The 24,119-nt window shown below is 66.4% G+C and carries 21 protein-coding genes and 1 tRNA gene; 9 read left to right on the top strand and 13 right to left on the bottom strand.

Going from position 1 to position 24,119, the window contains the following annotated elements:
- Positions 1-132 precede the first annotated feature (132 nt).
- Together AB1I47_RS13000 and AB1I47_RS12995 are read left to right on the top strand one after the other, a co-directional pair.
- Positions 133-1,656: a glycosyltransferase family 4 protein gene (locus tag AB1I47_RS13000; protein WP_354684166.1), complete on the top strand. Its 1,524-nt coding sequence runs from the start codon at positions 133-135 to the stop codon at positions 1,654-1,656.
- Positions 1,657-1,673: 17 nt separating this feature from the next.
- The gene (locus AB1I47_RS12995; RefSeq protein WP_354684165.1) at positions 1,674-2,879 is read left to right on the top strand and encodes a glycosyltransferase family protein; all 1,206 of its coding nucleotides are present in this window, start codon (positions 1,674-1,676) and stop codon (positions 2,877-2,879) included.
- Positions 2,880-2,933: 54 nt separating this feature from the next.
- Here the strand turns inward: AB1I47_RS12995 and AB1I47_RS12990 are convergent.
- The 3 genes from AB1I47_RS12990 to AB1I47_RS12980 form a co-directional block, all read right to left on the bottom strand.
- A tRNA-Arg gene (locus tag AB1I47_RS12990) sits at positions 2,934-3,008 on the bottom strand.
- Positions 3,009-3,106: 98 nt separating this feature from the next.
- Positions 3,107-3,295: a hypothetical protein gene (locus AB1I47_RS12985; protein ID WP_354684164.1), complete on the bottom strand. Its 189-nt coding sequence runs from the start codon at positions 3,293-3,295 to the stop codon at positions 3,107-3,109.
- 40 nt (positions 3,296-3,335) lie between these two features.
- Positions 3,336-3,815 carry a lecithin retinol acyltransferase family protein gene (locus tag AB1I47_RS12980; protein WP_354684163.1) on the bottom strand — a complete coding sequence of 160 codons (480 nt, stop codon included), beginning with the start codon at positions 3,813-3,815 and terminating at the stop codon, positions 3,336-3,338.
- Between the two features lie 445 nt (positions 3,816-4,260).
- On the opposite strand from AB1I47_RS12980, the gene AB1I47_RS12975 reads away from it, so the two are divergent.
- Together AB1I47_RS12975 and AB1I47_RS12970 are read left to right on the top strand one after the other, a co-directional pair.
- The gene (locus tag AB1I47_RS12975; RefSeq protein WP_354684162.1) at positions 4,261-4,554 is read left to right on the top strand and encodes a hypothetical protein; all 294 of its coding nucleotides are present in this window, start codon (positions 4,261-4,263) and stop codon (positions 4,552-4,554) included.
- Positions 4,555-4,615: 61 nt separating this feature from the next.
- Positions 4,616-5,392, top strand: coding sequence for a PP2C family protein-serine/threonine phosphatase (locus AB1I47_RS12970; RefSeq protein ID WP_354684161.1), 777 nt, complete (start codon positions 4,616-4,618; stop codon positions 5,390-5,392).
- A 14-nt stretch (positions 5,393-5,406) separates the two neighbouring features.
- Here AB1I47_RS12970 and AB1I47_RS12965 read toward each other — a convergent pair whose 3' ends face one another.
- The 9 genes from AB1I47_RS12965 to AB1I47_RS12925 all read right to left on the bottom strand — a co-directional run bounded on the left by AB1I47_RS12965 (position 5,407) and on the right by AB1I47_RS12925 (position 18,066).
- On the bottom strand, positions 5,407-6,726 hold the full coding sequence (locus AB1I47_RS12965; protein ID WP_354684160.1) for a sigma-54 interaction domain-containing protein: 1,320 nt from the start codon (positions 6,724-6,726) through the stop codon (positions 5,407-5,409).
- Positions 6,723-9,833: a peptidase domain-containing ABC transporter gene (locus AB1I47_RS12960; RefSeq protein WP_354684159.1), complete on the bottom strand. Its 3,111-nt coding sequence runs from the start codon at positions 9,831-9,833 to the stop codon at positions 6,723-6,725. Before AB1I47_RS12960 ends, AB1I47_RS12965 begins: the two co-directional genes overlap by 4 nt.
- Positions 9,814-10,566 carry a peptidylprolyl isomerase gene (locus AB1I47_RS12955; protein WP_354684158.1) on the bottom strand — a complete coding sequence of 251 codons (753 nt, stop codon included), beginning with the start codon at positions 10,564-10,566 and terminating at the stop codon, positions 9,814-9,816. The genes AB1I47_RS12960 and AB1I47_RS12955 overlap by 20 nt, the downstream gene beginning before the upstream one ends.
- Before the next feature lie 86 nt (positions 10,567-10,652).
- Positions 10,653-12,032, bottom strand: coding sequence for a beta-barrel domain-containing protein (locus AB1I47_RS12950; protein WP_354684157.1), 1,380 nt, complete (start codon positions 12,030-12,032; stop codon positions 10,653-10,655).
- The gene (locus tag AB1I47_RS12945; RefSeq protein ID WP_354684156.1) at positions 12,029-14,656 is read right to left on the bottom strand and encodes an FHA domain-containing protein; all 2,628 of its coding nucleotides are present in this window, start codon (positions 14,654-14,656) and stop codon (positions 12,029-12,031) included. Before AB1I47_RS12945 ends, AB1I47_RS12950 begins: the two co-directional genes overlap by 4 nt.
- A 249-nt stretch (positions 14,657-14,905) precedes the next feature.
- Entirely contained in the window at positions 14,906-16,471 is a 1,566-nt protein-coding gene (locus tag AB1I47_RS12940; protein WP_407935830.1) for an efflux transporter outer membrane subunit, read from the bottom strand.
- A 101-nt stretch (positions 16,472-16,572) separates the two neighbouring features.
- Positions 16,573-16,842 carry a hypothetical protein gene (locus tag AB1I47_RS12935; protein ID WP_354684154.1) on the bottom strand — a complete coding sequence of 90 codons (270 nt, stop codon included), beginning with the start codon at positions 16,840-16,842 and terminating at the stop codon, positions 16,573-16,575.
- Between the two features lie 320 nt (positions 16,843-17,162).
- Positions 17,163-17,591 carry a DUF4399 domain-containing protein gene (locus tag AB1I47_RS12930; protein WP_354684153.1) on the bottom strand — a complete coding sequence of 143 codons (429 nt, stop codon included), beginning with the start codon at positions 17,589-17,591 and terminating at the stop codon, positions 17,163-17,165.
- A gap of 49 nt (positions 17,592-17,640) precedes the next feature.
- Positions 17,641-18,066 (bottom strand): DUF4399 domain-containing protein, encoded by a 426-nt coding sequence (locus tag AB1I47_RS12925; protein ID WP_354684152.1) that lies wholly within the window; start codon positions 18,064-18,066, stop codon positions 17,641-17,643.
- A 282-nt stretch (positions 18,067-18,348) separates the two neighbouring features.
- Here AB1I47_RS12925 and AB1I47_RS12920 point away from each other — a divergent pair, with 282 nt between their 5' ends.
- Positions 18,349-19,557, top strand: a complete 1,209-nt coding sequence (locus tag AB1I47_RS12920; RefSeq protein ID WP_354684151.1) for a formylglycine-generating enzyme family protein — start codon at positions 18,349-18,351, stop codon at positions 19,555-19,557.
- Positions 19,558-19,593: 36 nt separating this feature from the next.
- Here AB1I47_RS12920 and AB1I47_RS12915 read toward each other — a convergent pair whose 3' ends face one another.
- Positions 19,594-21,672, bottom strand: a complete 2,079-nt coding sequence (locus tag AB1I47_RS12915; protein WP_354684150.1) for a serine/threonine-protein kinase — start codon at positions 21,670-21,672, stop codon at positions 19,594-19,596.
- A gap of 403 nt (positions 21,673-22,075) precedes the next feature.
- Between AB1I47_RS12915 and AB1I47_RS12910 the strand changes: the two genes are divergently transcribed.
- The 4 genes from AB1I47_RS12910 to AB1I47_RS12895 all read left to right on the top strand — a co-directional run bounded on the left by AB1I47_RS12910 (position 22,076) and on the right by AB1I47_RS12895 (position 23,368).
- Complete coding sequence (locus tag AB1I47_RS12910; protein WP_354684149.1) at positions 22,076-22,345, top strand: hypothetical protein; 270 nt, start codon at positions 22,076-22,078, stop codon at positions 22,343-22,345.
- A 49-nt stretch (positions 22,346-22,394) separates the two neighbouring features.
- The gene (locus AB1I47_RS12905; RefSeq protein WP_354684148.1) at positions 22,395-22,664 is read left to right on the top strand and encodes a hypothetical protein; all 270 of its coding nucleotides are present in this window, start codon (positions 22,395-22,397) and stop codon (positions 22,662-22,664) included.
- Positions 22,665-22,746: 82 nt separating this feature from the next.
- Complete coding sequence (locus tag AB1I47_RS12900) at positions 22,747-23,022, top strand: hypothetical protein (protein ID WP_354684147.1); 276 nt, start codon at positions 22,747-22,749, stop codon at positions 23,020-23,022.
- A gap of 103 nt (positions 23,023-23,125) precedes the next feature.
- The gene (locus tag AB1I47_RS12895; RefSeq protein WP_354684146.1) at positions 23,126-23,368 is read left to right on the top strand and encodes a hypothetical protein; all 243 of its coding nucleotides are present in this window, start codon (positions 23,126-23,128) and stop codon (positions 23,366-23,368) included.
- Positions 23,369-24,119: the final 751 nt, after the last annotated feature.

Here is a 24,119-nt window from a genome sequence, read left to right as displayed (position 1 = left end):
GTGAACCCGAGCCCGCAGAAAGTATCGGAACAGTGTCTACGGTAACATTCTTTATACATTGTTCATCGTTGCAGCCGCGGCGCCAGATCCGCGCCAGTGGACGAACCGCCACAACAACAACCGGGCCCATGTATGCAACAACACGAAGCGAATAACGCAAAGTACTGCGACCTGCTGATCCTCGACGAGATGCTCCCCTGCGACTTCTCGACCTTCAGGCTGCTGGAATACTCGCACTATCTGCGGCATTTCAAATCCTCCCTCCTTGTTACCACCGAAGGCTGGCACTCCGGCTTCTCCAATCTCGACTTCCCTACCCAACTGAGCCGCAGCAGCTTGCCGGCAGAAGCGAAATCGCGGGTGTTGCGGTTCGACGAGTTCCCCAATGTCGTACCGAAGCTTGCCTACATCACTTTCCTGAATAACGCCGACCAGTTGCTCCCCTTTCTGGAAGAGAGAAGGATTCCCTTTATCCTGCAACTCTATCCGGGAGGCGGTTTTGATCTGCACACCGAGGCCGCGGATGAAAGGCTTTGCCGCGTCGTGAATTCGCCGTTGTGCCGGAAAGTCATCGTTTCGCAGAACCTGTCGAAATCCTATGCCCTGGAGAAAACCGGGGCTCCAGAGGAAAAGTTCGAATTCATTTACGGCGGGGTTTACGAAACCGGGAACGGGTTCGATTTCTATCGCGACAAGAAACTCTACGGGCGCGACAAGGACACGCTTGACATCTGCTTTGTTGCACATCGCTATGGCAACGATGTCCGGAAGAAGGGCTACGACCAGTTTATCGCCGCAGGACAGGCGCTCGCACCCATGTTCCCGGACCTGCGCCTTCACGTCGTAGGGGACTACACACCTGACCAGCTACCCCTGACCGGCATTTCCGATCGCATCACGTTTCACGGCAAGCAGCCGAACACCTTCTTTCGGGAATTCTACCCACGGATGGACATGATTCTGTCCGTGAACCGCCCCGCCAACGAGAGCGGCACCGGCGCATTCGACGGCTTTCCAACGGGCGCCTGCATGGAAGCCGGATTCAGCGGCGTGCTCAACTGCATCAGTGACCCGCTGCACATGAATGTCGCCTTTACGGACGACGCCGACATCGTCCTGCTCGATTACGACACGGAGAAAACCGTCGCAAAACTGGCGCGGCTACTGGCGGACACCGACAAACTGTACGCGCTCGCCTACGCCAACTGGCGACGATTCCTGGAGGTGTTCGACAAAGACCAGCAGCTGTGGAAACGCTGCGAGCTGATCACCAGCGAACTCCTCAAAGAGGAACAACTTGTCATCCGGCCGCCTTCCCGGAAAAGCGATATGGATGTTTCGCTGTTCGCCGAGCTGACCGAGAAACTAAGACAGGCAACCGGCAACCACCTGGACGCGGAACGGCGCCACGATAATTTGCTCGGTGAATACCAGACGCTTGCCAGCGGATTTGAGAGCGTGGTCGCGGAAAACCGGCGGCTGATAAAGCAACTTGCCAATCCACCAGCGCCCCTTGCAGTACCGGCCCACCCCCATCTGCATGCGCAAGGACGTATCGAAGTCGCATTCCTGCGCGCGTTGCGGTCCGCACCCATGCGTGGCGCCCGGAAGCTGGTCAACCGCGTGACTGCCCGCCTGCAACAGGCGCTCAACTAATTCCAGCCACACTCGCGATGACAACAGAATTGCAGAAGTATGTAGCCTTCCTCACGAACCAGGCTATCGATCGACACCAGCACAATCACGTCTTCACCACGGAATTATCGAAATCCTTCGCCGCCAGGAATATCGGTACGCGCACCATTGACTATATCGCCACCCCTCGCCACGTAACGGAAGCGGCGCTCGACCCGAATTGCCTGTTTTTTATTTGCTACAACGGCTTTGGTTCGGAGCTGCTGCTCAATGCCGGACCCGGCGACCTGCGCTCGCTATTCTCCTGTTACAACAAGCGGCTGTTCGACCTGATGCACGATTGCCCGGTGCATGAGTCCATGTCCCATCAGCACGCGTCCACTGGCGACTTCAGGACCCTGCTGATCACGGACCACTCGTATGCGCATATCGCCAGGATGCTGGGCATACGGCATGTGTACTTTGTACCAAGCATCACGTTCCCTGGCTTTGCCCCCGACATCGCCCGGCCGATTTCATCGCGAGACATCGAGATTCTGTTGCCCGTGGGGCTGACCAGTCCCTCGCTTGTCACCGACCGATTCTCGAAACCGCGCAACTTCCGCCAACGCATCCTGCAAGAGATCTTTCACGCGGTCACGGAGAAAGCGGTCGATCGGCTGGACTGCGACCCGCTTTCCGAGACCATGCGGGCGCTTTCGGAGGCCGGCCTGGCAATCCACTTCGACGATCCCGATCTGCGCTTTCTTGTGACTACCATCCTGGACTTCGTCAAGTTCTCCCGACGCCAGCAGCTCGTCTACGCGATCCAGCACCTTCCGGTCACCGTCATCTCAGACCGCAAAGTCGAGGCGCCTTCGGCAAACAGCAGACTGCGATGCATGGATGGCAGGACGTTTCCCGAACTTATCGAAACGATGGCAAGATCCAAGAGCATCCTCTGCCCTCTCCCCCACCACAGCGGCTTTCACGAGCGCGCGCTGGCGGCCTTCAGCACCGGAGCTGCGGTGATTGCATCGCCGAATGAACTGTTGGAGACCAATTTCTCCGTCGGCGAGGACCTGTTCGTCTACCGCACCCTGGAGGACCTGACCTGTCTTCTTGAAGACATAGTGGCCGGCCGCCGCGATATCAACGCGGTTTCCGAAAATGGTCGGACGAAGGCAATGGCGTATTTCCCCCCAGCCAGAATCAGTAATCTGATGCTGTCCTTGCATGCTTCGCTGCCAGACAGCGCTGCGTGACAAGGTTCAGGTGAGAAAAAAGGGAGCTCTGGAGAACCGCCGCGAACTATGCAGTGGTCCCGCCGACAGGAATCGAACCTGTATCTAGCGCTTAGGAGGCGCTCGTTCTATCCATTGAACTACGGCGAGGGACAGGACTGACAGGATCGGGCCGCAGGCGCGGTGATCCTGGAGACGGGCCGAAGTATATCAAAATCCGCACTCGACCGGCTCGCCGGCGCGGTGGGTCAGTCCCGGCGGCGCCACCCGGCAACACGGCCCGAAGATGGCAGGCGCGCGGGCTGGCCGGTACGGCGCAGCGCACGGCGCGCCGGCCGTTGCCGGACGCGGGCGCGGTTGGCGGCGGTGGTGCAACTGCGGTGGCAGGCTTGGCCGCGCAGGTTGCAGCGCAGTTCCCAATCGATCAGTCCGGACATGGCAGGCTCCTGGCAGTGGGTAACGGTTGTAGCAGCGGGTTCAGGCAGCGCGCAGGCCCAGCGTGAGACCGCCGAGTTCACCTTGCAGCACGGCGCCGATCAACTGCCAGGCGGTCTGCAGCGCGGCGCGCGGGTGGCGCAGGCAGGCTTCCACCTGCTCGCTGCGGCTTTCGCCGGACAGGCACCATGAGCAGAAGTGCTCACAATTGTTGGTCAGCAGGTGGTAGGCGTTCTCACCGAGCCGGGAGCGGGCACGGGCGACGGCTTGCGGGCCGGCGAAGCGGGCGCAGGGTTCCGGCTTGACGGCGATGCCGCAGCCGGCGGCGAAGGCATGGAGTGAGGTTTCTTCGACCGGGGCGGCATGCAGTGAGCGGGCGAAGCCGGCGTAGTGGATGACGCGGCCGGCGCCGGCGTAAATGCCATGGTGGACGTAGCCGTGGCGCTCGGTGACGAGGTGTGCGCCGAGCGGCAGGGTGTCGGCAAGGCATTCATCGTCTTCGCATTGTTGTCGGCGGTTCATGGCGGATCTCGGTCTGTTTGGTGGATGCACGCACTGCTGCTTCGTGGCAGGGCACACTGCATCAACCATGCCAATGACCGGTATGCACGGTGGAACAAGGGCTTGCGGGATATCGGGAGGATCCAGTAGCAACGGACTGTCGGGTTGCAGCCAACTCCGCCAGTACTGATCTGTTGGCTGGCTGCCACCGTTCGCCATAGCGCAGCCGCTGCGGCGTGGCCGGGCGCTGGTGACGGTCGGATGCCGACAGGCGCCGACGAGAGTGTTGGCACCCAACCAACGCAGAGGGCGTGGCGGCAACGCGCGCTTCGGAGCCACCCCGCCCCGCAGGCCAAGCCAGCCGGCGCTTTCCGGCCAAAGCCGTCAATCGCCCCGGTCGATGGCATACCCCTTGCTTTATACCGCTACCGCCCCCCGGCGCCCGCCGCCTTTACGGAGACCAACCATGGCCACCCTCGCAATCAACGACCTCGCCGCCTGCCGCGAACTTGCTCCTGCCGCCATGGCCCATGTGCGCGGCGCCGGCGGGCAGTGGGTATTCGGGTGGATCCGCCCCTTCGTGCCGTCGTCGCCGCAACCGGCCGGCATGGTGATCAACTTTTACGAGATCAACTACAGCTTCTATGCTGATCAGATGAACAACCAGTTCCAGAACATCGATATCCGCAACAACGCGCCCAACGCCAATATCCAAGTCCAGGGCGACCAGGGCGCGAGGAACGACGGCAGGCTGATCTGATCGCCAGCCGGCGTGGCGACGCCCTGGCATCATCGGGGCTTTACGCGGACCGGAGGCAAGCTTGGTTTTCGACTCGCATTTCCAGTGGACCTCGGCGGCGTGCACGGACGTCGGGCGCGTGCGCGAGCGCAACGAGGACGCATGCCTGGACCTGCCCGGGCACCAGCTATGGGCGGTGGCCGATGGCATGGGCGGCCATGCCGTGGGCGACTTCGCCAGCCAGGCGGTGGTGCAGGCGCTCGCCTCGCTGCCGCCGCAGCCGCGCCTCGAGGACCGGCTTGACGCGACCCGCGCGGCGATGCAGGGGGTGAACCTGGCGCTGGTGGAAGAAGCCGCGCGGCTGGGCGTGCGCTGCATCGGCAGTACCGTGGTGGTGCTGCTGGCGGGGGACCGCCGCTGCGCCTGCCTGTGGGCGGGCGACAGCCGGCTGTACCGCCTGCGCGGCGGCGAGCTGGCGCGGCTGACGCGCGACCACAACCAGGTGGAGCGCCTGCTGGCGCGCGGGCTGATCACGCCGGAACAGGCGCGTCATCATCCCGCGCAGAACACCATCACGCGCGCGGTCGGGGCGGCCGCGACGCTGGCGCCGGAGCAGTTGCTGACGGAGGTCGCCGATGGCGATGTGTTCCTGCTGTGCAGCGACGGCCTGAGCAATGAAGTCGACGATGACGATATCGCCGCGGTGCTGGCGCAGCATGACGTGGCACAGGCCGCGCAGACGCTGCTGCAGATGGCGCTCGATGCCGGCGGCAAGGACAACGTGTCGGTGGTGGTGATCCGCGCCGCCGATCGCTACGGCTCCGACAAGACGCTGGTCAATCCCGAACTCGACACTTAGCCGGCGCAGCCGCCCTACCCCTTGCCCCCTTCCGCCTGCCGGTTGGCGCGGAAGTCCTTCGAGTGGATGCCGTGCTTCTTCAGCAGCATCTGCAGGTGCGAGCGGTTCATGTCGAAGCGCCGCGCCAGTTCGGCGACGGTGCCGCCGACTTCCTGCAGGCCCCGTTCGAGAAACGCGCGCTCGGCCTCGTCGCTGGCCGCGCGCTTGGCTTCGCTGAGCGAGGTCGCCATGGTGATGTCGGCGCTCGCACTGCCGCCGCCGACCACCGCCAGCGCCGCCGGCTTGGGCCGGATGTCCTGCGGCAGGTGCGCAAGGTCGGCGGTATCGGCCGCCAGGCATGACAACCGGTACATCAGGTTGCGCAGCTCGCGGATATTGCCCGGGTAGTCGTAGTGCAGCAGGAAGTCGCGCAGCCGCGGCGTCAGCTTGAGCGGGCGCCGCTTGAGCATGCCCGCGGCCTCGTCACCGAAGTACGACACCAGCAGCGGGATCTCGTCGCGCCGCTCGCGCAGCGCCGGCAGGCTGACGTGGATCACGCTCAGCCGGTAGAACAGGTCTTCGCGGAAGGTGCCTTCCTGGCTCATGCGGCGCAGGTCCTTGTTGGTGGCCGCGACGATGCGCGCATCGACCGAGATCGCCTCGTCCGAGCCCACCCGCTGGATCTCGTGCGCTTCCAGCACGCGCAGCAGCTTGACCTGTCCCGGCAGCGGCAACTCGCCGATCTCGTCCAGGAAGATGGTGCCGGTATGCGCGCTCTCGAACTTGCCGCGCCGATCGTTGCTGGCACCGGTGAAGGCACCCTTCTTGTGGCCGAACAGCTCGGATTCGAGCAGGCTGTCGGGGATCGCGCCGCAGTTGACCGAGATAAACGGCTTGTCGGTGCGCGCGCCGTTGGCGTGGATCACCTTCGCCATCAGCTCCTTGCCGGTGCCGCTCTCGCCGTCGATCAGCACCGGCAGGTCGGTCGGCGCGGCTTTCTCGGCGATCTCCAGCGCTTCCAGCAGCCTGGGGTTGTCGCCAAACGTCCCTTCGAAAATAAAGCTGCGCTCCAGCAATGCCTGGCGGCGCTCGCGCGGCATGCGTTCGACTTCTGCCTGCGGCGGCGCCGCCTCGGCCGCCGAGGCCGCCTGCACGAAGCGCTCTTTGTGCGACAGCCCCATCACCTCGTCGCGCAGCGTGGTGGTCTGCTTGAGCAGCTTCTCGATCTCGGGACGGTCGAGCCGCGACGCCCAGCGCAACGTCGAGCGCAGGATCTCGATCTTCTCGATCAGCCCCGCGAACGACACCGGGGACGTGACCGAGGCGGGGGTGGCACCCTGGTTGTATAGCTTCATGCTGAGCTCAGTTGCTTCTGCACCAGTTGGAAATACATGCCCTTGCGCGCCAGCAGCTCCTCATGCCGGCCCTGCTCGACGATGGCGCCTTCATACAGCACCAGGATCTTGTCGGCCTGCATGATGGTGCTGAGCCGGTGGGCGATGATGACCGCGGTGCGCCCGCGCAGGATCTCCTGCATGTTCGCCAGGATATTGCTCTCCGACTGCGTATCGAGCGCCGAGGTGGCTTCGTCGAACACCAGCAGCCGCGGGTCGTGGTACAGGGCGCGGGCAATGCACAGCCGCTGGATCTGCCCGCCGGAGAGCCCGATGCCGCGCTCGCCCACCACCTGCTCGTAGCCCAGCGGCAGCTTGCTGATAAAGGGATGCGCGTCGGCCATGCGCGCCACTTCCTCGATGCGGCGGCGGTCGGGACTGTCGTCGCCGCAGGCGATGTTCTCGGCGATGGTGCCGGAGAACAGCAGGTTGGACTGCATCACGTAGCCCACCTGCGCGCGGTAGAACGCCGCGTCGATCACGTTGAGGTCGTACCCGTCCACCGTCATCGAGCCCTCGGTCGGCTTGTAGAAGCCCACCAGCAGCTTGGCCAGCGTGGTCTTGCCCGAGCCGCTGCGCCCGACGATCGCCACCATCTCGCCCGGGCGGATGGCGAAGCTGATGTTCTCCAGCACGTAGGGCGTGTCTTCGCCGCCATAGCGGAAGTACAGGTCCTTCATCACGATCTCGCCCTGCAGGTCGGGCAGCATCACGCGAGACAGCACGTCCTGCGGCTTCTGCTCGGGCTCCAGGTCGAGCACGTCGCCGAGCCGCTCCATCGCCACGCCGGCATCGTTTAGCTGGCCCCACAGCGCCACCAGCCCCATCAGCGGCGCCAGCACGCTGCCCATGAAGGCGTTGAAGGCGATCAGCTGGCCGATGGTCAGCTCGCGCTCCAGCACCAGCGTCGCGCCCACCCACAGCACCGCGATGGTGGTGGCGGCGTTAAGCAGCTGGCTCATCAGCCCCACCAGGATATGAAAGGCCTGGGCCTTGTACTGCACCTCCAGCGCCTTGGCGTATTTGCGCTCCCAGCGCAGCCGCACCGGGCGCTCGATGCCCATGCCCTTGACGGTCTCGGCGCCGCCGAGCGTTTCCATCAGGTAGGACTTGGCGTCGGTCGAGGCGGCGAACACCTCGCGGGCATAGGTCTTGACCTTCGGCGTCACCACCACCGTCAGCGCCGCGATCGGGATCACGAAGGCGATCAGCAACAGCGTCAGCTTGACGTTGTAGAGGAACATGATGGTGAAATAGATAAACACCATCAGCAGGTTCAGCGCCGTGGTCACCGTCGACTCCGTCAGGAAGGCGCGGATGGTCTGGTTTTCCTGGAAGCGCGCGAAGATGTCGCCGGTCTTGCGCTTGGCGAAGAACGACAGCGGCAGCGACAGCGTGTGCTTGAAGAAATGCGACATCATGGCGAAGTCCATGTTGCGCACCATGAAGTTGGCGAGATACGCGCGGATCGTCGACATCAGCTGCGAGAACACGCTGGAGATGATCAGCCCGGCGATCAGCAGGTGCAGCAGGCCCACGTTCTGGTGCACCACCACCCCATCCAGGATGTTCTGGATGATCAGCGGCGGCACCACGCCCAGCATCTGGATCACGAAGGTCGCCAGGAACAGGTGCGCGAGGATCTTCTTGTACGGTGCCAGGTAGCCGATAAACCGCAGCCACGGCGAGCGCGACACCGACAACTGCGTCATGCTCTCGCCCGGCGAGAACAGCAGGCAGGTACCGCTCCAGCCGCGCTCGAACTCTTCCGCGCTCATCTTGCGGAAGCCGATGGCGGGATCGGCCACCCACACCCAGCGCGACGAGATGCCGTACACCACCACGTAGTGGTAGCCCTCCCAGTGCACGATGAACGGCAGCTCGAACCCCATCAGCGAGTCGCGCGTGCACTGGACCCCGCGCGTGGTGAAGCCGAGCGATTCGCCGGCCCGCGCCAGGCTGTCGAGCGTGGCGCCCTGCGTGGTCACGTTGGCCAGCTCGCGCAGCTTGCCCAGCGTCATCGGGATGCCGTAGTGCCGGCAGATCATCGCCAGACAGGCGGCGCCGCAATCCATCTCCTCGGCCTGCTCCACCAGCGCGAAGCGGCGGATCAGCTTTTCGCCGAGCTCCGGTTTGGAATGCAGGTCCAGCAGCACCGGACGCCTGCGCCGCTCGGCCAGCTTCTTTTGCCGATGCAGCTCGCGGTCGAGCGCGCGGATGCGCTCCTCCACCACCTCGCGCAGGCGCGGGTTGCGCTCAAGGATGAGCTGCACCGTTTTCTCGGGGATCACCAGCAGGCGCACGTCGGTCTCGGCGATGGCCGAGGCAAGCTGCTCCTGGCGCATCACACAGGCGCGCTCGCCAAAGATATCGCCCTGGCCCAGCGTGGCGAGCGGATATTCGCTGCCCTCCTCGCTGCGCACGATGCGCACCGTGCCCTGACGCACCACGTACAGGCGCCGGTCCTCGCGCCCGTCCTGCTTCAGGATCTCCTTGCCGGCCGCGACGCGCTTGACGCCCACGCTGCGCACCGCGTCTTCCAGCTCCTGCTTGTCGAGCTTGCCGCGCAGGTCAAACAGCCGGGCGACAAAGCCGCCGGCCGAGCTGATCGCGACATAGCTGGTGATGAATGCGAGCGCGGCCGGATTGCCGGCCACCACCGGCTCGCCCGCACTGCGCGGGATCATCAGCAGCTCGGTCTTGCCCGAGGCGCGTACCGACGATTCGTGCCGGTACTCGCGCAGCAAGGCGATATCCGCAAAGACTTCGCCGGTCTTGCGCACGCCCATGCTGATTTCCTTGCCGTGCTCCTCGTTAAACACACGCACAGAGCCGGACTTGACGATAAACAGGCCGGGCGCCGCCTCGCCCGCATTGCAGACCGTGTCGCCGAAGCCGAAGGTCAGCACCTGCGCGGCTTCGGCCAGCCGCGACAGCTCCTCCGGCGTCAGCACCGACAGGATCTCGACGTTGGCCAGGAAAGCGGCCAGCGCCGAAGCCGCTTCCGGTTTTTCCGGCGCGGCAGGCGCAGCGGGCTCGCCGGCCTCGCTAGCGGGCTTCGATGACATGTTCCTGCGCCCTGGCCATCAGCCAGTCCTCGCGCAGCAGCCGGCGCACTTCCACCGCCACGTCGCTGTCGAGCGTGGCCGGATGCTTGTCGCGCACCAGGAAGACTTCGAAGAACGAGCGGTCCGCCGCCGGAAACGGCCCCAGCAGGTCGCCCGGCTCGGCGTTGAAGACCTTGGCCTCGATATCAGTCTTGAGCGACCCGCGCAGCACCTTGCCGATCTCGCCACCGCGCTCGCGCGTGTCGGCGATGGAATGCTCGCGCGCCATCTCGGCGAACGCTTCGGGATCGTCCTGCAGGTAGGAGATCAGCTCCCTGGCCTTGCCCTCGCTGTCAACCACGATATGGCTGACCTCGATGCTGTCAAAGCGCGGCGAGTTGAGCGCAAAGTATTCCTGCACCGCCTCGTCGCTGCACACCTGCGCCAACATCCGCTCCTGGTACAGGTTGTCGGTGATAAAGGCCTCGAACTCGTCCAGGCTGACGTTCAGCGCATCCAGGTAGTGATTCATGTCGGCCGCGCGGTGCAGCCCCTGCACACGGCGGAACTGGTCGGCGCGCTCCTGGATTTCCTCGGGCGTGATGACCATGCCCTGCCGCTTGGCGGCGTGCACGGTCAGCTTGTCGCGCACCATCTGCTCGACCAGGCCCTCGAACTGCCCGGTCAGCTTGAGCAGCCGCACGAATTCCTCGACGCCGAGCACCTCGTCGTCGATACGGACAATGCCAGTCATGTTGTCGGCTCCTTTGACGATCCCCCTGCAATGCGCAGGAAGGCTGCTGTTCTAATGTTTCCCTCCGGCTGCACTACCCGGCCACACTACCCGGCCACCTCACGGAAGGGGTCAAGCCCCAGGTCGATCAGGCGGCGTTCGCGCACCACGATCTCCGCCGTGGCGGTCATGCCGTAGCGCAACGGATACTTCGTGTCGGCCACTGCGTAGTAGTCGCGCGCCAGCCGCACGCGGCCCTCGTAGACCGGCTGCTTGTCAGGCCCGGGCTTGGTCGCGGGCGAGATGAATTCCAGCGTGCCGTCGATGATCCCGTAGCGCTGGTACGGGAACGCGTTGAACTTGAGCTTGACCGGCAGGCCCTCGCGCAGGAAGGCGCGGTCGCGCTCGGCGATGACGATCTTCACCACCGGGCGCGCGTCCTTGGGCGCGATGCCGCCCAGCGGCGTATTGGCCTGCACCTTGTCGCCGCGCTGGGTGGAGGTAACGTCGGTGATCACGCCCGACACCGGCGCCAGGATCAGCAGGAAGTTGTCCTTGTCGATATTCTCGAAGCGGATCCGCGCCGCGGCATCGGCCACCAGCCGCGCGGTCTGCACCTGCAGGCGCAGCTTGTCCTCGGTGCTGGCGATCTCGCGCAGCGCCGCGTCGTACTGCACGCGCAGCCCGGCCAGGTCCTGGCCGCTGCTTTCCAGCTCGGCGCTGGCCTGCGTCAGTTCGCGGCCCAGCCGCGCATCCAGCTCGGACAGACGCGACTGCGCCACGCGTAGATTGTTTTCGGCGTCCTGCGCCGCGGCGCGCTTGGCATCGACCTGCGACTGCGACACCCCGCCGCCGCCCGGCAACGCCAGCAGGCGCGCATAGCGATCCTGTTCCTGCCGCGCGAACTCGCGCGCGCGCCGCGCGTTTTCCAGGTTGCTGCGCGCTTCCTGCAACTGCGCGCGCTGCTGCTCGGCCAGCTTGGTGGTACCTTCGGCCAGGCGGTTCTCATGCTGGCGCGTGGCCACGTCGATCTGCTGCTTGAGCGCCGCGGCCCTGCGCTCCATCAGACCCTTCTTCTCCGGGAACTGCTTCCATTCACGCTCGGAGTCTTCCAGCTTGAGCTGCGCTTCCAGCGCATTCGCGGCGGCCTCGATCGCGCCGCGCGCGTTCAGCCGCGCCAGCACGTCATCCTTGGACACGGGCTGCCCTTCGGCGACATAGAGGTCCGCCAGTTCGCCGTCCACCGGCGCATAGAAGCGCCGCACCTCGGACTCGGGTGCCAGCGCGCCCTGCGCGGTGACGATGACATCGGCATGCCCGACGAAGGACCACACCAGCCCGCACAGCACCAGCGCAAAGGTGGTCACGATCGTCAGCAGGCCCAGCCGCGACGGCTCGGCGCTCAGCAGGCCGATGCCTTCGGCGCTGTGGTCCTCCAGCGCCTCGGCCAGCGGCTTCAGTCCGCCTTCGCGGGCATCGTCCTTCATGGCTGCCCCGCTTGCTGTGACGCCGCGGCCGCGCCTGGCTGCGACGCGGGCGCCTTGCCGGTGTCCTCGCCGCCGATCAGCTCCAGCTTGGTCTTGAGCACCGCGGGATCGAGCACGGTACGCAACTCTCTCAGTGCGTGCCGCTGCTGGTCGGCCTCGGCGCGGATTTCTTCCTCGACCTTCGCGAGTTGCGCCAGGTCGGCGCTCTCGCCCGCGCGCAACTGCGTGAAGATGCGCATGCCCTGGCGCGCGTCTTCCTGTGCCTGCGACAGCAGCCGCGCCTGCGCGCGGAATTTCGCCGAGATTCCCGGCTCCAGCCGCTGCTCGCTGCCGATCACGCCGTTGCTGCGGTACTGCTTCCACGCGGCGACGGCACTGCTCATCAGCTCGCGCGCGCGCCGCAGCGCGCTGTCGCGCACGCTGTTGACGTCGGCCTCGACGGCCTTGGCGAAGTAGCGGTCCTCATCGGCATCGAGCATCGCGTAGAACCCCAGCAGCCGATCCTCGTAGCCCTTGCCGCCACGCGCGGACTGCAGCTCGGCATACTGCGCCGCCACCTTCTGCTTGTGCGCCAGGTCGCGCGCCACGTCGTCGGCCCACGGGCCCGCCCCGATCCGCTTCAGCGCTGCCAGCGCGGTGGCGCTGTCGCCCTGCTGCCATGCGCTGGCGGCGCTGGCGTACTGGCGCGCCACTTCCGGCGGCGGCAGGCGCGCGGCCAGCTTGCCGAACTGGGCCTGGAACGGCGGCGTGGCAAAGCGGCTGTCGGCCAGCCGTGTCACCACCTGCCCGGGCCGGCGCGCGCGCAGGGCCTGCATCAGCGCGGTGTAGCGGTCCAGGTCGGCCTGGATGCGATCGAGGCCGGCCAGGCGCGGGTATTTGTCGCGGTATTCGGCGATGACCGGCTGCAGCGCCTCGGGGCGGTCGCGGCCCAGTTCGGTGGCAATGGTGGCGTCGAGCCGCTCGATCGCCGCCAGGTAGACCGAAGCATCGTTCTGCAGTCGGCGCACATCGCTGAGCGAATCGGCATACAGCTCGCGGAATGCCGGCACATCGCCCGCAATGCGGCCGAGCGCGCGCTGGTGCGCGGCGGTGTCCTGGTTCCAGTGCGCCAGTAGCTGGCGGATGGGCGTCTCGTCGGTATAGAGGCGGATCGGCGTGTCGGCGCCGCGCCGCGCAGTGAAGCGCTCGAGCCGGCCGATCCAGTCGAGCTCGGCCACCAGCGGGCGCGCGTCGGCGTTGTGCTCGCTGAGCTGGCGCATCCGGGCGAGCGCAGCGTCGGCGCCGCTGAAATCGCCGGCCCTCAGTTTTGCTGCCCAATCGGGCACGTAGGCGCGCAGCAGCGATTCGGTGCCGATGCTCTGCATCCGGGCATCATCTGGATAGCGCGCCAGGTATTCGCCGGCGGCCTGTGCCGCGCGCGCGTGGTCGCCGGCGTCATACCGTGCCTGCACCTCGCGCTCCGGTGCGCCGCGCCAGTAGACCGCCGCGCCCGCCACGATCGCGACCAGCAGCAACGCACCGCCCCATCGCGCCGCGCGCCGCGTGCGTGCGGCATCCTTCAGTCCGAACGACCGGGCCGCTTCGGCCATCAGCAGCGCGGCGCGGCCGCGCTTGCGGCGGGGATGCGCGGCTTCATGGGCTGCGGTCGCCGCGGCGGCCTGCGCCTCGGCATCGGCGTTGACCTCGTCGTCCTGCTGCCCGGCGTAGTCGACGCAGAAGATGTCGAGGAAGGAATCGGGTGCGCCGACGAAGGTGGTCCGGTCGTCATCGTCGCGCGCCGCAGTTGCCGCTGTCGCCGCAGTCGCTGCGGGTAGCGCGTCCGTTGCGGGAGCGACAGGCTGCAGCATCGAATGCGTAGCGGTGACGTCGGCATCGCCGGCGCGCTCGACCTGCGCCTTGTAGACGAAATGGCTGCCGCCGAACGCGATCAGGTCGCCATCGTCCAGCGGCACGCCATGGTCCGCGAGACGCCTGCCGTTGACGAAGGTGCCGTTGGTGCTGCCCAGGTCTTCAACAAAGGGCACGCCGCCCTTCAGGTACACATGCGCGTGTCGCCGCGACAGGTAATTGACCTGCTGCGGATAGCTGTCGCGGTAGCGCGCGAAGGCATCGTCGGTCTTGCTGATGAGGTACGGGAAGCCGTCCACGTGGATCGGCTGCAGCCCGACATCGGCGCGCTCCGGCACCAGCGTCAGCGCCACGCGCGGCGGCTCGGGCTGCGGCGCGCGCGGCGACAGCCTGACGCGGAACGACAACGCCGGCCCGAAGGCCACTTCGTCGCCGTCGCTCAGCCGTGCCGGCTGGCGCGCCACCGCGGCGCCATTCACGCGCGTGCCGTTCTTGCTGCCGAGATCGGCCACGTAGACCGCGCCATGCTCGGCAAAGATGCGGGCATGGCGGCGCGACAGCGGCGCGGCGAGGTCTTCAGGGTAGGCGGCGAACGGCAGCTCGGTGCGGCCGACCGCGAACAGGTCTTCGTCGATGCGGATCTCGCCCAGTTCCGGGCGCGACACGGGCGTCAGGAATATATCGAAGTCCTGCGCGGCGTCGTGAGCGAACTCGCGTGCAAACCCCTTAGCCATTTTCACCGGCATTTCCATGATCAGTGCTTCGTCAGGGGCCATGTTTCCAGGAAGCCAACAGCGCGGCGGCCACGGCGGCCGGGCAGGCGGGGTGAAGCGAGTAAGAACATAGTAGGCGACGGCTAAGGCTAGTCAATCGGCTGCGCGACACGCACAGTGGCGTTGCAGCGGCGCATTCGTTACGGCAAGCACGGCGCTATCGCGGCGATACCGCGCGCAGTACGCAACGCGTTGCGTGCGCCGGCATCACGTTGCTGCGGGACCGGCACCGCTGTCCTCACTGATTGCGCCTTATTGCGCAGGTTGCGAGGCCGCGTTGCGCACTTCCGTGTCGGGCCAGCCGCCGCCAAGCGCCTTGTACAACGTGACGGTGTCGGCCAGGATCTGTTGGTGGACCGCCAACAACTGCAACTGCGCGGCCAGCAGCGAGCGTTCGGTTTCGAACACTTCGAGCTGCGACACCACGCCTTCCTTCAGTTGCGCCTCGATCTGCGCGGATACCACGCGCAGCTGCTCGACCTGCTGCTGCAGCTCGACGCGCTGCTTCTTGCGCGCATCGACGTTGACCAGTGCGGTCTCCACCTCTTCGAACGCGGTCATCACGGTGCGGCCATATTCGTTTTCCGCCACGCCCACCTGCGCTTCGGTGGTCTTCACGCGCGCCCGCACGCCGGGGTCGAGCATCGGCAGGTTGATGCTGGGCATCAGGCCGAACGTGAAGGACTTGAGCAGGCTGCTCAGCGCAAAGCTGGCGGTGCCGCCGCGCGCGGTCAGGCTGATGCTCGGCAATTGCGCCAGGCGCGCCTGGCCGACGATGTTGTAGGCGGCCAGCACGCGGTATTCGGCGGCCACTACATCCGGGCGGCGCGCCAGCAACTGCGACGGCAGTCCGGCGGGCACCGCGGGCGGTTGCACGCGGTCCTGCAGCCGGCCTGGCGGCACCTTCAGGTTGCCCGCCGGCACGCCCACCAGCGTGGCCAGCGCGTTTTCCGCCACATCGCGAGAACGGCGCAGCTCGATCAGGTCCTTGTTGAGGCGGTTGATTTCCGCCTGCTGCTGCATCACGCGGATCTTGGGGACCAGCCCGTTCTGGTACATCGCCTCGAAGGTGGTCAGGATCTGTCCGTTCTTCGCAACGGTGCCCGACTGCTGCTCGATCTGCTCGTCGAACTGCAGGATCTGGAAGTAAGTGGTCGATACACCGGACACCAGCGTCAGGTAGCCGGCGCGCCAGTCGGCCTCGGTGGCGCGGAACTCGGCGGTCTGCGCCTGCACGCCCTTCTCCACCTTGCCCCAGATATCGATGTCCCAGTTGAGCTGCGTGCCGACGTTATAGGTCGTGGTCGACTTCTGCCCGGTGCTCTTGTCGAAGCTTGCGCCGGCGCCGATGTCGACCACCGGCAAACCGGGGGCACGAGCTTCACTGATCTGCGCGTTGGCCACGCGGATGCGCGCCGCCAGCACCTTGATGTCGTAGTTGCCGCCCAGCGCCTGCTCGATCAGCTTGTTCAGGTAGGGATCGTTGAAGCCCTGCCACCAGTTGGGCTGCACCGCTTCGGCCGGCGACACGGTGATCGAGCCCTGGCGTGTCCATTCGGCCTTGGCCGGGGTTTCGGGGCGCTGGTAAACCGGGGGGCGGAAATCGGCGCAGCCCGCCAGCAGTGCGGCGCAGGCGGCCAGTGCGGTCAGCCATGCAGCGCGGTTCGACGGGGCGGTGAGGGATGCGGGCACGATGTCTTCCTGCGTGCGACAGCGGCGGGCGGGTGCGTGTGTGGGCAACACGCAAGCGTGCCGGCGGCCGCGAAGTCTGTCTGTATTGTGGTGCGCGCGGGCGCGCGCTCCAACCCCGATCTGCATGGGGTCAACGGAGGGAATCTACGGATTGGATCAACGGAGAGGCTCAACAAAAGCGCCGCGGGGGACGCCCCCCGCGGCGCGGCGCCATCTCAACAAGCTTCTCAACGATAGATATTGTTGCTGGCGTTCTGGTTGGTATTCACATTCGAGCGGACATGGTCGAGGAAGGCCGAGCCATTGGCGTTCATATTCGTCACGGTCTGCATCTGCGCGATCTGCTGCGTGGCGTCCAGGCGCGAGTCGAACGCGACGCTGATCGGCTGGTACACGGCGGCGAACGGCAGCAGCAGGCGGCCGCCGCGCACGGCGAGCATGCCCTTGCGGTCCAGGGTGTCGATGGTGGTCAGGTCCTTGATGGTCAGCGTGGTCATGATGATCTCCGGTAGAGGAAGGTGTTGCCTTGGGTTGGGTTCGAGCATCGGGTTGGTGTCGCGCTCGGTTGAGATATTGCAGGGAGCGTGCCAACAGCGCGGCCGCGTGCGCCGGTATCGCGCAAAGGCCTGTAAACACGGGGGTTTTGCGTTGAACGGCAGCGTTGGCCGCGGGTTTTCACTGAGCCGCGGCGCGTGCGGCGGTGGCGGGCCGCCACCAACAGATGCGGCGCTGATGTTGGCTGCGGCACGACACTGTCGGCATCGTGCAGGTCAAAAAAAACGGCGCTCGCGCGCCGCCGTGATAAACCACGCCCGACTCACTTCACGTAGATCGTGATGCGCTTCGAATAAACCGGCGGGTCGGTCGGGATGTGCTTGTCGTCGCCCATCAGCAATTGCAGCGTGTGCTTGCCGGGCGGCAGCTCGATCATGGTCTCGGTCTCGCCCGCGCCGAAATGCAGGTGGTTGCGGTCGTTGGGGATTTCCTTGTCCATCGGCGGCAGCTCGACATCGATCAGCAAGTGATGGTGGCCGGTGTTGGGATACTTGATGTCCTTGGGCGCCACGCCCATGTTGCGCAACCCGAACCACACCTTGAACGGCTTGCCGGCGGGCATGGTCTGCCCGTCGTTGGGCCAGCCGATATAGAGATAGGCGTTGGGCGGCGCCGGCGTCGAGCCGCCCTGGACCGCTGCGGACAGCAGCAGGCTGGCGGCGAAGGCAGCGGCGGCGAGTAGTCTGGACATGGCGCTCTCCCCTGTGTGCTGGTCGCACCGCGCAACGCGCGCTGTGCCGCTAGCGCACCGTGATCGTGATCTTCTTCGAATAGATCGGCGGCTCGAACGGCACGTGCTTGGCATCGCCCATCAGCAATTGCAGCGTGTGCTTGCCGGGCGGCAATTCAACGCGCGCATCGGTCTCGCCCGCGCCGAAGTGCAGGTGGTTCTTGTCGGACGGGATTTCCTTGTCCAGCGGCGGCAGCTCGGTGTCGACCAGCAGGTGGTGGTGGCCGCAGCGCGGCAGTTCCACGCCCTTGGGGCAGACGCCCATGTTGCGCAGGCCCATGCGCACCCAGAACTTGCCGCCGCTGATGACGGTGCCGTCGTGCGGCCAGATGATGTAGACCTCGGCATTGGGTGGCGCCGCGGTCGACAGCGACAGCGACGGGGCCGCAACGAGTGCGGCGGCCGCCAACAGGCGGAACAGGAATCGACTGGACATACGCGGCGCCTCCCGGAGATCTGTCCGAAACCCGATCACGTTGTCCCGAAAGCCCTTCTTGTTGCTTGTTGGTCAGCGCTCGGCGATTCGACATTCAGGTTAGGACGCAAGCCCGGAAAATGCGACCCCTGAGTGTCCGCCAGGCATCGCAACGCCCCGCCCGCAACACAAGCGCTGTGCTATCTTGAAGCAAGCCGGTCGACGTCTCGGCAACACCACAATGCGCCCCCAGGCATGCGCTCGCATGCACCGGGTTCGCCGCGGCCCCAGTGAGGTGTGAAGATGTGGCGCAAACTACCAGTCGTGCGCCTGGCCGCAATGGCCGGGCTCTTCGCCACCGCGCCGCTGCCCACGCAGGCAGCCACCGCCGCGGTCGACATGCGAGCCACGGAACCGCTGCTGCTCGCCGGCATCATGCCCAAGAACACCGACGAGCAATATGAGCTCACCTTCTGGGACTCGATCAAGAACAGCAACCATGCCGCGGACTACGAGGCTTACCTGAAGCAGTACCCCAACGGCAAATTCGCGGGACTGGCCAAGGCGCGGCTGGAGCGGCTTGCCGCGGCCTCCAAGGCGCAGGCACCCGCGCCCGCGCCATCGAAACCGGCCCCCGCGTCACCGCCGCCACGCGCGGGCACATCCGCCGGCGGCCAGGTGTCGCGCGCGCCGGCGGCGTCTCCTCCCGCAGCGCGTCCCGCATCACCGCCCGCGGTCGCGGCAGCGCCCCGTTCCGGCACGGCGGCAGGCGGCGCGGTCAGTGTCACGCCGCGCGCCGGCGAAATCCGCGATTGCCCCGCGTGTCCGGTGCTGGTCACGGTGCCCGCCGGCAGCTTCACCATGGGCAGCAGCGCCAGCGATCCCGCCGAGAAGCCCCCGCATCACGTCACCATCGGCGAGCCGTTCGCGATCGGCCGCTATGAGGTCACGGTCGAGCAATGGAATGCCTGCGTCGAGGCCGGCGCCTGCCAGCGCGTCCCGACCGTCGCCGACAGCGCGAAGAACGCGCCGGTGCGCGATGTGAGCTGGGACGATGCGCAGCAGTACGTGGCCTGGCTCAGCAAGACCACCGGCAAGACCTACCGGCTGCCGACCGAGGCGGAATGGGAATACGCGGCGCGCGGCGGCACGTCCAGCGCATTCTGGTGGGGCGACCAGATGCGCAAGGGCAACGCCAACTGCAAGGAATGCGGCGATCCGTGGAGCCAGGACGCCCCGGCAACGGTCGGCTCGTTCGCGGCCAATCCCTACGGCCTGCACGACGTCAACGGCAGCGTGTGGGAATGGGTGGCCGATTGCTGGCACAGCTCGTACAAGGGTGCGCCCACCGACGGGCGCGCATGGAACGAGAACGTTTGCGGCACGCGCGTGATCCGTGGCGGCTCGTGGCGCGAGGGCGCCAGCTATATGGTGTCCTCGACGCGCTTCAAGTACAGCCCCAGCGTGCGGCAGTCGCAGAACGGCTTTCGCGTGGCGCGCGACATGAAGTAGCGGCTGGCGCAACGCGCAAGCCGGATGTCGTGAGGGTCAGCGCGCGCGCGTGGAGATCTGCACCAGGTCCGCGCTGATGCGATCGCGGCCATAGGTGCGCGCCATCTGCGCCAGCGGCTTTTCCAGCGCGCGCAGGTAGTCCTGCCGTGCCTCGACCTCGGCGCGGCGCCCTTCGAACAGCGGGGCCGGCGTGGTCAGCAGCACCACCAGCTCCGTGCCGAAGGGGCCAGAGACGACCCAGTCGCCGCCATCGCCGATCGTGGCGGTATGGCCCGGCGGCGCCTGGTGCGCGGCCACGCGCGCGCTTGGCACCATGTGTGCGACCTTGCCATCGGCGGCGAAGTAATCGACATAGACGTAGGAGTCCTGCGCCGGCGTGCGCAGGTCAAGCACCAGCGGCGAGCCCTCGACCAGCTGTGTGCCCTGTCCGCGCAGCTTTAGCGACGAGGCATTGGATGAGGCATTGCCGCCCTGGCGGCTGCCCGACCAGTACGGCGCGATCAGCGTGGCCACGTCGCACTTGTCTGGCGCGAGCGGTTGGGTGTCGATCGCCACGTTCTTCACGCCCGGCAACGCTCCGAGCTGCTCGCGCAGCCGCGCGGGGCCGACGCTCTCGCCAAGGAAGCCGCGCACGCGCAGCGTCTGGGCCTGCTCGCTGGCGGCGAGCAGCGAGCACGGCACCGCGGCCAGCACCTTGCCGACATCGGCCATCGACAGCACGGCCGGGCTGGGCGGTGCGGGCGGTTTGGCCGCAAGCGGCGGCGGCGGCGGCGCAGGCGATGGCGTGGCCAGCGGCACCGCGGTCTCGGTGCGGGTCGCGACCGCAGGCGGCCCGGCCCGCCGCTGCGACTCCCAGGCGTAATAGCCCACTGCCGCCACGCCGGCCAGCAGGGCCACGGCGCCGCCCGCCATCAGCGGCAAGCGGCTTGGCGCGGCGGCCATCGGCACGGCGCTCATGCCTTGCAGGAAGCGCGCGACGGTGGGCGTGCGCGTCTCGCGGTCGAGCGACAGCGCCTCGCGCAGCGTCTTCCATTGCGTGCGGCTCAGTTGTGGCGGCTGCACCGGCTTGAGTGCGGCGTCGCGCGCCTGGTTGGCGCCCAGCCGCTGATAGGGATGCTTGCCGGTCAGCAGCTCGTAGGTCACGCAGGCGAGCGCGTAGATATCGTCGCGTGGATCAGGCTCGCGGTGCTCGAACATCTCGGGGCTGGCGTAGGCCGGCGTCATGCCGCCCAGCGAGCCGGGATCGAACACGGTCCGGTCCGATTCATCAGCCGGCGGCAGGAAGCCGCGCGCGATGCCGAAGTCGATCACCTTGACCTCGCCGCTGTCGGTCAGGAAGACATTGGCGGGCTTGAAGTCGCAGTGCACGAAGCCGCGCTCGTGCGCGTAAGCGAGCGCGTTGCCCATGCCGTTGATGATCGACATCGCGCGCGCCATCGGCATGCCGGTGAAGTCCGGCGCCTTGAGCACATGGTTCAGCGACTTGCCCGACAGGTACTCCATGGTCAGGAAGACCACCGGGCCGTCGCGATCGAAGTCATAGACGGTGACGATATTCCGGTGCGCCAGCGTCTGCGCCTTGCGCGCCTCGCGCTGCAGCGCCATCAGCGACTTGGGATGGCCGCTGAACTGCAGGTTCAGCACCTTGATCGCGATATAGGGCTTGCGGTCCGAGGCTTCGAGCTTGCGCAGGTCCAGTGCCTTGTACACCGTGCCCATGCCGCCCACGCCCAGGCATTCTTCCAGCACGAAGCGTCCGTTCAGCGTATCGCCCACGCCCTTGGTATGCGCGGCCTGCGGCAGCGTGCCCGGCTCGGGCGATGTCGCATACAGCGAGCCCGTTGCCGGCCCGGTGGCCAGGCGCGTGGCTTCGGTGGCGGAACCATACAGGGTGGCTTCGCGGCGCTCGATGCGGCGCATGACTTCGGCGTACACCGCGGGCGGAAACGGGAAACGCGTGTTTTCCTCGATGATCACGCGCGCCGCCTGGCTGGGCGTGGTGGGGTCCTGCGCCAGCGCCGTCTCGAACGACGCGACGAACTCGTCGTCGGAGAGGCCGCCGTTCTGGAACTTGCGGATCAGGTCTTTGAGACTGGCCACGGCATGCCCTGACATGGTTGCTGGCAGGCTGTCCCGCGCTGCGGAAAAAGCCCTGCTCTCGATGGATACTAGTGCGCACCCATGGCATGCGCAAACCATGCGCGGTCGGCTTGCAACGCAGCGCGCGCCGCAACGTGGCCAACGCCGGCAGGCATCGCGCGCGACTGTCGCAGCATCGCCAACACCGACGCCCAGGCTGTTCGGCGGCACCCGTCACTACCGCAGCCTCACGCGCCTCGTTAAGCGGTGCGCGCAAGCCGACATGGCCGGCGAAAACCCCTTGTTTTCAGGCAGTTGCGCGCGGCCTGCGCGACTGGACGTGGTCCTGGCACGCTCCCTGCGATATCCCCACCGAGCGCGACACTAAACGATGCTCGAAACCAACCCAAGGCAATACCTTCCTCTACCGGAGATCATCATGACCACGCTGACCATCAAAGACCTGTCCTCCACCGAAACCCTGGATCGCAAGGGCATGCACGCCGTGCGCGGCGGCTTCGCCTACCTGCCGTTCGCCGCGGTGTACAGCCCGGTGAAGCTGTCGTTTGACAACAGCATCAAGGCCGTGCAGGAGATCGCGCAGATGCAGACCGTCACCAACATGAACGGCAACGGCTCGGCCTTCCTGGACCACGTCACGTCCAACGTGCGTACGAACCAGAACGCCACCAACAACATCTACGGCTGAGCCCTCGCGCCCCCAGCCCCCAACGTACTTGCCGATACCGGAGACCATCATGACCACGCTGACCATCAAGGACCTGTCCGCCGCCGAAACCCTCGACAGCAAGCGCATGCACGCCGTGCGCGGCGGCCTGGCCTACCTGCCCTTCGCCGCCGTCTACACGCCGATCAAGCTGTCGTTCGACAACCGCATCAACGCCGTACAGGAAATCGCGCAGATGCAGACCGTGACCAACCTGAACGGCAACGGCTCGGCCTTCCTGGACCACGTCACGTCCAACGTGCGTACGAACCAGAACGCCACCAACAACATCTTCGCCTGATACGCCCTGGCCGCAGCAGGCGCGCGGATCGACCAATCTTCGCGCCCGCTGCCCCTGGCATCCCGATCCAAGGAGCACCACCATGTCATCGATCCTCGTCCGCGATCTTGCCCTGAGCAAGGAACTCGACCGTGCCTCGCTGTGCGCCGTGCGCGGCGGCAATTCGTGGCTCAGCCGCGGCATCGGCAGCGTCGGCCCGCTGGCCAATGTCAACGTCAACGTCAACCAGAACATCGCGCAGCTGCAGGCGATCAACGTCAACACCCTCAACAACGTCGGCAGCATCGGCCCCGGTTTCGGCCCGGTGCGCGTCAACGTGGACCCGTCGCAATGGGGCGGCAATTTCGCCGCCGTCTGAGCGCACTGCGAGGCGGGCCCGCGGGCATCTGCGCGGACCGCCTCGCCTATACTGAAGCGGTCCCGCGGCCGCATGGCTGTGGTTCCGCATGATGGAGTCAGCCATGGCAGTGATCGTCATCAAGGATTTGCCCGACAGCATGGATCTCGACCGGCAGGCCATGACCGCCATCCTGGGCGGCGGGCGCACCGCCGGCGGCCAGGCATGGCATGGATCGCGGCGCTCGGGCGCCGCGCGCATCGTTGATTACCCGGGCGGTTTGCCGGGCAAGCGCGTGGCGATGCCGCGCGAGCAGCCGTTGGGCCGGCTGCCGCGCAAGGCAGCCAACAAGGATGCCGAGGACTGAGCGGCAAGTACCGAAGCCCCAAAAGAAAAGCCCGCCAGTGACTGGCGGGCTGGCTGCGGACGGGCCCGGACCACCTGTGTCCACGCGGTCAGCAATTCGGTCATTCTGTTCCAGGCAGGCTTCCCATGATTCCGCCCATGACGCGGACGCCCATCCGGACCACCCGGAGAGTCGCGGGAAGACTGGCGCGTGGGGGCAATGACCGCAATGCTTGCCGCGAACAGCGGCCCAATGCCGCTGGAGGAGGTCAAGCGGGAACGTTTCGTCCGCCCCGTGCGGGCATCCTGTGTGCTCGCGCCTAAAGTATAGGCGGGTGCCGGCCCCTTTCAACCCTGGCCGGACATCGCTGCGACGGCGTGCCGCGGCGCCAGGTGATCGCGGGCTGACATATCCGGTTACGTTTTCGCAGTGCAACAAAAAACGCGCGCTCTGCTATAATCCGCCGCGTGAGTTTCGCAACTGTGAGATCCGCCGAGCGCCCGGCACCTGCTTCACCTGAATGCCGCGGCGAATCCGCTGCCCTCCCAAGCTCTGTTTCCTCGTTGCCGGACGCCTGGTAAATCACCTGCGCGCCAGCGGCCCAGCAGAACGCACCGCTCACCTGACGTCGCCTCGTCTCCGATCCTGTTGAACAGCCTGAAACCTGAGCTGTTTGCCTGCCAGGGACATAGCCGGACCGCTTAAGCGGTACCAGCCAAAGCCCTGCCTGCCGCCGTACTGCCAGCTGTGTCTGTCGTAACGGCCTCACCGA

Origin of the sequence: Cupriavidus necator (assembly GCF_040578825.1) — a bacterium.
Classification (GTDB): Bacteria; Pseudomonadota; Gammaproteobacteria; order Burkholderiales; family Burkholderiaceae; genus Cupriavidus; species Cupriavidus necator_E.
Note: the sequence above shows the minus strand (reverse complement) of the source record. Positions and strands in the feature narration are given on the sequence as shown.